Source organism: Vibrio casei (assembly GCF_002218025.2).
GTDB lineage: Bacteria > Pseudomonadota > Gammaproteobacteria > Enterobacterales > Vibrionaceae > Vibrio > Vibrio casei.
This window is the reverse complement of record NZ_AP018680.1, coordinates 1,993,377-2,005,272: the sequence shown is the minus strand read 5'-3', so window position 1 is coordinate 2,005,272 and position 11,896 is coordinate 1,993,377. Positions and strand designations below refer to the sequence as shown.

The 11,896-nt window shown below is 41.9% G+C and carries 10 protein-coding genes; 8 read left to right on the top strand and 2 right to left on the bottom strand.

Going from position 1 to position 11,896, the window contains the following annotated elements:
• The first annotated feature begins 12 nt into the window (after window positions 1-12).
• The 6 genes from infB (at window position 13) to nlpI (ending at window position 8,499) form a co-directional block, all read left to right on the top strand.
• Window positions 13-2,730 (top strand): translation initiation factor IF-2, encoded by a 2,718-nt coding sequence (gene infB / locus VCASEI_RS09445; RefSeq protein ID WP_089111096.1) that lies wholly within the window; start codon window positions 13-15, stop codon window positions 2,728-2,730.
• Window positions 2,731-2,857: 127 nt separating this feature from the next.
• Window positions 2,858-3,259: a 30S ribosome-binding factor RbfA gene (gene rbfA / locus VCASEI_RS09440; protein ID WP_086962792.1), complete on the top strand. Its 402-nt coding sequence runs from the start codon at window positions 2,858-2,860 to the stop codon at window positions 3,257-3,259.
• Window positions 3,259-4,212, top strand: coding sequence for a tRNA pseudouridine(55) synthase TruB (gene truB / locus VCASEI_RS09435; RefSeq protein WP_086962790.1), 954 nt, complete (start codon window positions 3,259-3,261; stop codon window positions 4,210-4,212). The genes rbfA and truB overlap by 1 nt, the downstream gene beginning before the upstream one ends.
• 152 nt (window positions 4,213-4,364) lie before the next feature.
• A complete protein-coding gene (gene rpsO / locus VCASEI_RS09430; protein WP_086962788.1) occupies window positions 4,365-4,634 on the top strand; it encodes a 30S ribosomal protein S15 in 270 nt (89 codons plus the stop codon).
• A gap of 453 nt (window positions 4,635-5,087) precedes the next feature.
• Entirely contained in the window at window positions 5,088-7,202 is a 2,115-nt protein-coding gene (gene pnp, locus VCASEI_RS09425) for a polyribonucleotide nucleotidyltransferase (RefSeq protein ID WP_086962786.1), read from the top strand.
• A 298-nt stretch (window positions 7,203-7,500) separates the two neighbouring features.
• Window positions 7,501-8,499 (top strand): lipoprotein NlpI, encoded by a 999-nt coding sequence (gene nlpI, locus VCASEI_RS09420; RefSeq protein ID WP_086962783.1) that lies wholly within the window; start codon window positions 7,501-7,503, stop codon window positions 8,497-8,499.
• A gap of 67 nt (window positions 8,500-8,566) precedes the next feature.
• On the opposite strand, the gene VCASEI_RS09415 is transcribed toward nlpI, so the two are convergent.
• Complete coding sequence (locus VCASEI_RS09415) at window positions 8,567-9,439, bottom strand: U32 family peptidase (RefSeq protein WP_162621062.1); 873 nt, start codon at window positions 9,437-9,439, stop codon at window positions 8,567-8,569.
• Window positions 9,440-9,468: 29 nt separating this feature from the next.
• The gene (gene ubiU / locus VCASEI_RS09410; protein WP_086962779.1) at window positions 9,469-10,482 is read right to left on the bottom strand and encodes a ubiquinone anaerobic biosynthesis protein UbiU; all 1,014 of its coding nucleotides are present in this window, start codon (window positions 10,480-10,482) and stop codon (window positions 9,469-9,471) included.
• 246 nt (window positions 10,483-10,728) lie between these two features.
• Between ubiU and ubiT the strand changes: the two genes are divergently transcribed.
• Entirely contained in the window at window positions 10,729-11,250 is a 522-nt protein-coding gene (gene ubiT, locus VCASEI_RS09405) for a ubiquinone anaerobic biosynthesis accessory factor UbiT (RefSeq protein ID WP_086962777.1), read from the top strand.
• 126 nt (window positions 11,251-11,376) lie between these two features.
• Window positions 11,377-11,892, top strand: a complete 516-nt coding sequence (locus tag VCASEI_RS09400) for a GNAT family N-acetyltransferase (protein WP_086962776.1) — start codon at window positions 11,377-11,379, stop codon at window positions 11,890-11,892.
• Window positions 11,893-11,896 lie beyond the last annotated feature (4 nt).

Sequence of the window (11,896 nt, the reverse complement as noted above, 5' to 3'; positions counted from 1 at the left end):
GGAGAAAGCAGTATGACAGAACTGACAGTGAAAGCACTAAGTGACGAAATTGGGACCCCAGTTGAACGCTTGGTAGAACAACTTGCTGATGCTGGTATGAAAAAGACCAGTACAGACAATGTTACAGATGCAGAAAAGCAGCAGCTTCTTACGCATCTTAAAAAAGAACATGGCAGCACATCTGGCGATTCCGAACCAACTCGTTTGACTTTACAACGTAAAACCAAAAGTACATTAAGTGTTGCTGCTGGCGGTGGTAAAAGTAAAGAAGTACAAGTTGAAGTTCGTAAGAAACGCACTTATGTGAAGCGTTCTTCTGCTGAAGATGAAGCGAAGCGAGAAGCTGAAGAGCAAGCCGCTCGTGAAGCGGAAGAAATCGCAGTTCGTGCAGCAGAAGAAAAAGCAAAAGCTGATGCAGAAGCAAAAGCAAAAGCTGATGCAGAAGCAAAAGCAAAAGCTGATGCAGAAGCAAAAGCAAAACGTGAGGCTGAAGAAAAAGCTAAACGTGAAATAGCGGATAAAGCTAAAGCTGAAGAAGCTAAAGTTGCCGCTAAACGTTCTCCTGAAGAAAAAGCGCAACATGACGCCGCTAAAAAAGAAGCAGAGTCACTGAAACGTCGTCAGGAAGAAGAAGCTCAACGTAAAGCAGAACAAGAAGCTCAAAAATTGGTTGAAGAAGCACGTAAATTAGCAGAAGAAAACGAAGTTCGCTGGTCGGAAGAAGAGAAGAAGAAGAAAGAATCTGAAAACTCTGATTACCATGTTACGACAAATGTCCATGCTCGAGCTGCTGAAGATGAGGCAGACCGTCGCAGTGAAGCTAGTCGTCGTAAGAAGAAGAAACCAGCGAAAAAAGAAGAAGAACGATCGGCTGGTAATGGGCGCAATGCTCGTGGTGGTCGCAACAACCGTAAAGGTAAGCTTGCTAAACCAACATCGATGCAACATGGTTTCGATAAGTCGGCTACCGTTGCTAAATCTGATGTTGTTATAGGTGAAACGATTGTGGTCTCTGAATTGGCAAATAAAATGTCAGTTAAAGGTACTGAAGTCATTAAAACTATGATGAAGATGGGCGCAATGGCGACTATTAACCAAGTGATTGACCAAGAAACAGCAGCATTAGTTGCCGAAGAAATGGGTCACAAAGTTATTCTTCGTAAAGAAAATGAATTAGAAGAAGCTATCCTATCTGATCGTGATGACACAACTGAAGCGGTTTCTCGTGCTCCTGTTGTTACTATAATGGGTCACGTTGACCACGGTAAAACATCGACGCTTGATTACATTCGTCGCAGCCGTGTTGCTTCTGGCGAAGCGGGTGGTATTACTCAGCATATCGGTGCATACCACGTTGAAACTGAAAACGGTATGATTACCTTCTTGGATACTCCAGGACACGCCGCATTTACTTCAATGCGTGCTCGTGGTGCTCAAGCGACAGATATCGTTGTACTTGTTGTTGCAGCTGACGATGGCGTGATGCCACAAACAATTGAAGCAATCCAGCACGCAAAAGCGGCAGGCGTTCCTTTGATTATTGCAGTAAACAAAATCGATAAAGAAGGCGCAAACCCTGATAACGTTAAAAATGAGCTAGCTCAATACGATGTTATTCCTGAAGAATGGGGCGGCGAAAACATGTTCGTTCACATTTCAGCGAAAGTGGGTACCAACATTGATGGTCTACTAGAAGCAATTCTACTTCAATCAGAAGTTCTAGAGCTTACTGCGGTTACTGATGGCATGGCATCTGGCGTTGTCGTTGAATCACGTCTTGATAAAGGCCGTGGTCCTGTGGCGACTGTATTGGTTCAAGCGGGTACATTGCGTAAAGGTGATATCGTTCTTTGTGGTCAAGAATATGGCCGCGTTCGTGCAATGCGCGATGAGAATGGTAAAGACATCGAATCTGCTGGCCCATCTATCCCTGTTGAGATCCTTGGTCTATCAGGTGTTCCAGCGTCTGGTGATGAAGCCACAGTGGTACGTGATGAGCGTAAAGCGCGTGAAGTAGCAAACTATCGTCAAGGTAAATTCCGTGATGTGAAACTTGCTCGCCAACAAAAATCGAAACTTGAAAACATGTTCTCTAACATGGAAGCAGGTGAAGTTGCTGAACTTAACGTTGTGCTTAAAGCAGACGTTCAAGGTTCTGTTGAAGCGATTGCCGATTCTCTACGTAAACTTTCTACTGATGAAGTAAAAGTGAACATCGTAGGTTCTGGTGTTGGTGGTATTACTGAAACTGACGCCGTACTTGCAGCAGCTTCTAACGCTATCTTGCTTGGCTTCAACGTTCGTGCTGATGCATCTGCTCGCCGTACTGTTGAAAATGAAAGTTTAGATCTGCGTTACTACTCAATCATTTACCAATTGATTGACGAAGTGAAATTAGCGATGGGCGGTATGCTTGCTCCTGAATTCAAGCAAGAGATCATTGGTCTTGCTGAAGTTCGTGACGTGTTCAAATCACCTAAACTTGGCGCAATCGCTGGTTGTATGGTGACTGAAGGTGTTATCAAGCGTAGCAACCCAATCCGCGTTCTTCGCGACAACATCGTTATTTACGAAGGTGAGCTAGAATCTCTACGTCGCTTTAAAGATGATGTTCAAGAAGTACGTAACGGTTACGAATGTGGTATCGGCGTTAAGAACTATAATGATGTTCGCGCTGGTGACCAAATCGAAGTATTCGAAATCGTTGAGATCAAGCGTACTCTTGATTAATCAAGTTTCGTTACCTTTCAAAGGTATATGACGAAAGGTTGTTTAATACACCATGGGGAGCATTATGTGCTCCCCATTCTTTCTGTAGAAACACTCAAAATTTGAGTGAACAGATGTGAGAAAAGATATGTCAAAAGAATTTAGCCGTGCACAACGTGTTGCACAACAATTACAAAAAGAATTAGCGTCAATCCTTCAGCGTGATGTACGTGATTCACGTATCGGCATGGTGACCATTTCCGATGTAGAAGTGTCACGTGACCTAGCTTACGCTAAAGTATTTGTGACCTTCCTATGTGTCGGTGAGCAAACGCCAGAGTCTAGCCTTGAAGCATTGAAAGAGCACGAAGTTGCCGTTCGTATGACGCTAGGTAAGCGTATTCGTTTACGTTTAACGCCAGAAGTCCGCTTTACTTACGATAATACATTAACGGAAGGCATGAGAATGTCTAACTTAGTCAGTGAAGTTGTGAGCAAAGATAACCAGCGTAAAAAAGATGCCGGTCGTGAGGACGAAGGAGAAGAGTAATGGCACGTAGACGTCGTGGTCGTCCTATTGATGGCGTTTTGTTGCTGGATAAGCCAACAAGTATTAGCTCCAATGATGCGCTGCAAAAGGTGAAGAGACTTTACTTTGCAGAGAAGGCAGGACACACCGGTGCGCTTGATCCTTTAGCAACAGGTATGCTGCCAATTTGTTTAGGCGAAGCAACTAAGTTTTCTCAATTTTTATTAGATTCAGATAAGCGTTATCGTGTTGTTGCTAAATTAGGTGAGCGAACTAATACATCCGATTCTGATGGTGAAGTAGTACAGACCCGTGAAGTTAAAGTCGATAGAGGCTTACTTGAACGTTGTATTGCCAAATTTCGTGGTACCACTGACCAAATTCCATCGATGTTTTCAGCATTAAAATACCAAGGTAAGCCTTTGTATGAATATGCGCGTAAAGGTATTGAAGTACCACGCGAATCAAGAAAAATTACCGTGTTTGAAATTGAGCTTATTCGCTTTGATGGTAATGAAGTTGAAATGGAAGTACATTGCTCAAAAGGCACTTACATCCGAACTATCACTGATGATCTCGGTGAAATGTTAGGTTGTGGCGCTCATGTGACTTACCTTCGTCGTGTTGGTGTTTCACATTATCCTGCGAGCCGAATGGTGACTTTAGAGCAACTTGAAGCCTTAATGGAACAAGCAAAAGAGCAAAATATTGAGCCACGTGAATTGCTTGATCCTTTGTTGTTGCCGATGGATACCGCTGTGCAAGATTTGCCTGAAGTAAACATGAATGAAGTGATGGCCGATCATGTTCAACATGGTCAACCGGTGCAGATTGCGGGCGCACCAACAGAAGGTATTGTTCGTATGACGATGGGGAAAGAACGAATCTTTCTCGGTATTGCCCATATTGACGATGATGGGCGCATAGCCCCTAAACGTTTAGTTGTTTTTCGTCATCAAGAGGCGGAAAGCTGAGCGGAACAATAACGGGTTAAAAATAAAAGAATAGGCTAGGTTGAAATGGCTTGCTCTTGATGTTTTCTTTCCTTATAATCCGCGCTTCGCGTGTTGGCTGAATCAGAGATTGGCTGACACATTTATACACTCACTCTTATTAGGAGAGCATTATGTCTCTGAATGCAGAAACTAAAGCAGCAATCGTTGCAGAATACGCACAAGCTGAAGGCGATACAGGTTCACCAGAAGTACAAGTAGCACTACTTACTGCTTCTATCAACCACCTACAAGGTCACTTCGCTGATCACAAACACGATCACCACAGCCGTCGCGGTCTACTACGTATGGTTTCTCGTCGTCGTAAACTTCTAGATTACCTAAAAGGTAAAAACCTAGATCGTTACTTCGCACTAATCAAGCGTCTTGGCCTACGTCGTTAATTCGTCGTTTGGTTTAATACCAAGATTAGAAAGCATTTGTTTTATTGATTTGCTGCTTGCTTGAACTTCAACAAGCGAAGAGAAATAGACAGATACTTGATAAAAAAGGGGCTTCGGCTCCTTTTTTTGTACTTGTAATTTGGCCAATCTCATTGCTGATAGATATTATCTACCGCCGAAATAAGACATTTACCTCTAAGTGGTTTATACTACGTCTCGTTTGTTTTCGTTAATGAATACTCCATTTATTAACATGTAAACAAACCTCTGTTGATTAACTTTACAGTCACCGATGTCGACCATGAAGGTCGCGACTAATAACATCCTTTTCAGTACCTCCCTCGAACCGCTTCGTGAGTTACGCATAAGAAAAGTCTGCTATTAGTCGCGATTGGTAAAGTAGTCATACAGGGTATTTATATACTTTGAAATTATTAATTTAAGGATCTTTACGTGAAAGCAATCGTAAAAAAATTCCAGTACGGTAACCATACCGTTACTTTAGAAACTGGCGTAATGGCTCGCCAAGCAACTGCTGCTGTAATGGCAAGCATGGATGACACTTCTGTATTCGTATCTGTTGTTGCGAAAAAAGAAGCAGTTGAAGGTCAAGACTTCTTCCCACTAACAGTTAACTACCAAGAGCGTACTTACGCCGCGGGTAAAATTCCGGGTGGTTTCTTCAAGCGTGAAGGTCGTCCATCTGAAGGCGAAACATTAACAGCCCGTCTAATTGACCGTCCAATTCGTCCACTTTTCCCGGATGCATTTAAAAACGAAGTTCAAGTGATTGCGACTGTGGTTTCTGTAAACCCAGACATTCAACCTGATATGATCACTATGATCGCAACTTCTGCTGCATTAGCGATTTCTGGTGTGCCATTTAATGGTCCAATCGGTGCAGCGCGTGTTGGTCACATCAACGGCGAGCTAGTACTTAACCCAAGCCAAACTGAACTTGAATCTTCTAAACTAGACCTAGTGGTTGCGGGTACTGAAGGTGCAGTGCTAATGGTTGAATCAGAAGCTGACAACCTAACAGAAGAAGAAATGCTAGCAGCGGTTGTTTATGGTCACGACCAACAACAAACGGTCATTACTGCTATCAACGAATTTGCTGCTGAAGTTGCCACTCCGTCTTGGAACTGGACTGCACCGGCTGAAAATACAGAGTTAAAAGCAAAAATTGCTGAATTAGCAGAAACTCAGCTAATTGAAGCTTACCAAATCACTGAGAAAATGGCGCGTTATGATCGTATCCATCATATTGGTGATGAAGTTAAAGCAACACTTTTAGCTGAAAACGAAGAGCTTAATCCAAAAGAAATTCACGCAATTTTCCATGATTTGGAAAAAAATGTCGTACGTAGCCGCATTATTGCAGGCCAACCACGTATCGATGGCCGTGAAAAAGACATGGTTCGTGCACTAGATGTTCGCACTGGTGTTCTTCCTCGTACACACGGTTCTTCTTTGTTTACTCGTGGTGAAACTCAGGCGCTAGTTACTGCAACGCTTGGCACGCAACGTGATGCACAAATCATAGACAGCTTACTAGGTGAGAAGAAAGACCACTTCCTTCTACACTACAACTTCCCTCCATACTGTGTAGGTGAAACAGGCTTTGTTGGTTCTCCTAAGCGTCGTGAAATTGGCCATGGTAAATTAGCAAAACGCGGTATTGCTGCGGTAATGCCTTCAGTTGAAGAATTCCCATACACAGTACGTATTGTGTCAGAAATTACTGAATCAAATGGTTCGTCTTCAATGGCGTCTGTTTGTGGTACTTCTCTTGCACTTATGGATGCAGGTGTTCCAATTAAAGCTTCTGTTGCGGGTATCGCTATGGGTCTTGTGAAAGAAGGCGATGATTTCGTTGTTCTTTCTGACATCCTAGGCGACGAAGATCATCTTGGTGACATGGACTTTAAAGTAGCGGGTACTAACGAAGGTATCACTGCGCTGCAAATGGATATCAAAATCGAAGGTATCACTAAAGAAATCATGCAAATTGCGCTTAACCAAGCGCAGGGCGCTCGTAAGCACATCCTTTCTGTAATGGATGAAGCGATTTCTGGTGCTCGTGAAGAGATTTCTGAATTTGCTCCACGCATCTACACCATGAAGATCAGCTCTGAGAAAATCAAAGACGTGATCGGTAAAGGTGGCGCTGTGATCCGTGCGCTTACTGAAGAGACTGGCACAACGATTGAAATTGATGACGACGGTACAATCAAGATTGCTGCGACTGAAGGCAAAGCTGCCAAAGAAGCGATTCGTCGTATCGAAGAAATCACTGCAGAAGTGGAAGTGGGCCGCATTTACTCAGGTAAAGTTGCTCGTCTTGCTGATTTTGGTGCATTCGTAACGATTCTTCCTGGTAAAGATGGTCTAGTACATATTTCTCAAATCGCTGATAAGCGTATCGAGAAAGTGGCTGACTACCTAACTGAAGGTCAAGAAGTTCAAGTGAAAGTACTTGAAATCGACCGTCAAGGCCGTGTTCGTCTAAGTATGAAAGAAGCCGTTGAAACAACCGAAGCGCCAGCAGAACCGACTGCTGAGTAATTTTCGTTAGTATCGATGAATAGAAGAGGGGCTTAGGCTCCTCTTTTTTTATGGCTATATTTTCGTATTTTAATTTCGGCTATTTTTAAGTTTATACTTTGTATTGGTATCTATAATCTGACTTTCTTTAGTGCATTCGACTATAGTGATACTCTTATTTGTCACTAAAATATATCTACCATCAAGATTGAAGTGGTTAGAGGATAAGACAACGTGTATATTGAATTTAAGTTAATGAATGCAGCCACAGTTTTCTCGAGCGTAAGCCATGCTTGTGCTGTAAAGGAGTGTTAAATTAGTGAAATATTTTAAATGGGTAGGTCTCGCTACGGTCTTTTTCTTGATGGGCTGTGCCAATCAAGGTGGTTCCAATTCGACTTGGGTATACCCACCATTAGCCATTCCTTTACAACCTTCTATTCAACAAGAGTTACAAATCGCACGGCTTAATCAATTATTGCAGCGTAAAGAGGTTGCTCAAAATGTTCGCGCGCAAATGTTTGCTGAACGTGGACGTTATCTTGATAGTGTTGGCTTAGCTGATTTAGCCCGTTTAGATTATGAACGTTCATTAAAGCTAAACCCTGCACAGTCAGAAGTGTTTAATGTATTGGGTGTATATTTCACCCAAATGAGCGATTATGACTCAGCGTTTGATGCATTTGATTCAAGCTTAGAACTTGATCCTGATAACGATTACGCTCAGAGAAATAGAGCCATTGCTCTTTACTATGCAGAACGATACGGCCTTGCTTTGCAAGATATGACGAAGAATTATGATCAAGACCCATCGGATCCGTACCGCGCTTTATGGCTATATTATATCCAACGTGAACAAAGTGGCGTTGAACAGGCTAAGTTAGATTTGGAGCAACGTTATCAAGGTAGAGATGACCAATGGGGTTGGTTATTGGTTGGAGTGACCTTAGATAAAATGAATGAAAATGAAGCATTACAGTCTGTTGCGGCTAACACAAAAAGCAATGTTGAGTTGGCACAAAAGCTGACGGAGCTTTATTTTTATTTGGCGAAAAAATATCAATATGAAGGGCAGTATTCGAATGCGATCGCGCTTTATAAATTATCGATTTCACTTAATGTGTATGAGTTCTCAGAGCACCGTTATGCATTTTTAGAACTTGGTCGTATTTTTAAAGCAATTCAGACCGAAAGAGAGAAAGAAGCAGTTCAGAATCAGGCCGATTCGCCTGTCACTAAAGGGCAAGAGCCGAATAATCCACCAGAAGTAAAAGCCCGTCCGACGCCGAGCTATCAAGTGCCAACATTAAGTTCTTAGTCTGATCTGAAGCAAAAAAGGGTATGAATATCCTTTTTTGCTTTTAGAAAGATAAGAATAATGCCGTTTAGATTAGGGTTAACCCTGCGACTTGATGCCAATAGCCATTACAGCTTTTTGAATTGGTTTGAATCGTATTTTTACTTTGTTCATTCAACTTGAATTGTGCCAAAGTTTCTAATGTTTCAATGCTTAATGGGCTTAATCGAACTATATCAACTAATCCTTTCATGCTTTGCAAATCATTACCTAGGTTATAGCAATAGCCAGACTGAGTCTGGATACCATTTAAGTTAAATATCTCTTGGCCTTCTTGACTGTTCACCTGGATACCGGTTGGATAGTGAATGCAGCAGGTTTCGCAATCGTCTTTAGCTTTGTTTTCTGCCCTTGCAGTAAAGCAGCGAGCAGAGTAAGCCAATGGCAAATAACCATAGCTGAATACTTCGATTTCAAATTGGTTACGAATACCAATGTCATCACATTGATTGAGTACGTTGTTGAGCCAATCTCGGGATAACTCCACCGGCATGCACCAGCGGATCATACCTTGCTTAGAAAATAGTTTTAAGGTCTGAGCATTGTAGGCATTCACCGAAGGGCCAACCACAAATGGTACTTTAGCTTCGCTGGCTAATTGAATACCAGACACATCATTAGCTTCAATTACGAAGTCACCATTATCGATGTATTTCTTCATGACATTGACTTCACTTGGTGCTTCGATTAGAGCCATGGTTGATAACACGACCTGCTTACCTGAATTGGTTAATGCTTTTGCGATATCAAACCAATGCTTGGCTTTTACCTCTCGACGTTTTGAACAGACGGTTTCACCCAGATAAATAATATCTGCTTGGCTTTGTTGTGCTTGCTGGTAGAAATGTTCTACATCGCATTTTGGCCAAAAGTACAGTAGTGGGCCAAGAGAGTATTTCATGTCGGTATTATTGCTCATGTATTCATTCCTTATTGCCATTTACGGTGATACGCACCAAGCGTGGTTTGCGTTCCTTCTGAAACATTGGCGAGCGTCACATCCCATTGTGGTTCAATCTGATAGGTATCTGGATTGGCTAAGTAGCGATCAATGGCGGCGCGCCAAGTTCGAGTCACTTGCTCTACATAAGCCGGGCTACGTTGGCGACCTTCTATTTTGACTGAAGCCACATTGGCAGCAAATAACTCAGGCAGCATAGATAAGGTATTAAGGCTGGTGGGTTCTTCTAATACATGGTAACGCTGATTTTCACCAGTAATGTTGATATCAAAACGACCTTTACATAATGTTGGATAACCTGCATTCTCACCTTTCGTATAACGATCAATCAAAATGCTATTAAGTCGTGATTCAAGCCCTAAATCAGTCTCTTGCCAACGGACATATTTTGCCGGTGAACAAGCCCCCACGGTATTTGGCGATTCACCTGTCATGTAAGATGACAAGTAGCAACGTCCCTCTGCCATGATGCACAAACTACCAAAAGCGAACACTTCAAGCTCAACATTGGCAGGGATACTTCGAGAAAGTTGCTTCACTTGATGAATGGATAATACCCGCGGTAGAACCACACGTTTCACATTAAAATTATTGGCATAAAAAGCCACAGCTGCGCTATTCGTCGCCGAAGCTTGCACCGATAAATGCAGCTCCATTTCAGGGTATTGGGTCGAGGCGTATTCTAGTAGTGCAATATCTGCCACTATTAATGCATCCACTTCAAGAGCGGCGGCTTGGTCTACTGCATCGGTCCAGCGATTGAACCCATAGGGATGTGCGAAAGTATTCAACGCGATATGAATTTTTTTATTATTATCATGAACATATTGAACCGCTTTATCGAGTTTTTTGCCGCTAAAATTGAGCCCGGCAAAATGACGTGCATTGGTGTCATCTTTAAAGCCAATATAAACCGCATCTGCACCACAATCTATGGCAGTTTTGAGTGCTGGTAAATTTCCAGCAGGGCAAAGAAGTTCCATCCTTTAAACCTTATATTCTGAATTTATAACGTATTTTAGGCAGTTTGCATGGCAGGAAATTGATATAAGGCAGGTTTGCTGCGATCAATAATGCTTGGTCGGCGCATTTTGTAAAAAAGTGTCATAAAGGGGTAGGGACTAAGCAATTAGTGGGTATTTATAACATTAAATCTATATTTCTTGATTTAACGCAGAGACGCTTTTTCAGTCTTTATTACAGTAAGCGAATATATTGAGGGAGTTATTATGTTTTCAGCTATTCGTTCTCACATGGTTGTCAGTGCGGCACGTGTATTAAAAAAACCGGTTCAACTTTTGCCACAGCGTCTCCAAAGTAAAGTTCTATTGGAGGCTTTACAGCAAGTATTCCATGAAGCATTAGAAGATGGTGATTTTGAATTTTTACAAGACCGTTGGTTAAAAGTTGAGATCAGTGACCTTAATCTGTCTTGGATGATCAGCTTTAAAGGTGACAAACTTATCGTCTCGGATGGCCCGCAAGCCGAAGATGCGAGTTTTTCGGGCTGTTTAAATGACTTGATCTTAATTGCCGGCCGTAAAGAAGATCCCGATACTTTATTCTTTCAACGTCGCTTGAAAATTGAAGGGGATACCGAACTTGGATTGGAAGTCAAAAATTTAATGGATAGCATTGATTTAGAGTTATTACCTAAGCCATTAACTTTGTTATTAAATCAATTGGCTGAATTTGTCGATAAAGGCATGAAATACAATAAACACAAAGTTCTTGAAACACTGACGGTGTAAAAAGTTTATCTAGCTCCCGTTCTTTAAATTAGAGCCCAGTTTAGATAATAAAAATGACATTCAAAGATGGTTTCAGTATAGAATTCATCTCTATTTTTATCTTATTGACGACTCTAAAGGGGAATCATGCTAATTCGTACCGAAGCTCCTGCTGATATCTTAACGATTGATGCCTTGTTACGCCAAACCTTTCCAACGTCGGCAGAAGCAAAATTAGTACGCTCATTACGCGAAAATAGTCGGTTTACTTTATCATTAGTCGCTTGTTCTGATGATGGTGAAGTCATTGGTCATGTTTTATTTACCCCGGTTACCCTTAATGGTGATGACTTTGGTTGGCAAGGACTGGCACCTATTGCGGTAAAAGAAGAATATCGCGGGCAAGGTATTTCTGAGGCCTTGATTAAATCTGGCCTAGAGTCATTGTATGAATTTGGCTATTCGGCTTGTTTTGTTTTAGGCGCCCCCAATTATTATTCACGATTTGGATTTAAGGATGGTGAATCGATGGGATTTTTATCGATTTATAATTCAATGGATATCTATCAAGCTGGTGCGTTTCAAGCGTTAGCCCTTGCTGATGATGCTTTTGATGGGAAAGCAGGTTTGATAGAATACAGTCCAGAATTTAACGTGAATTGAGTCA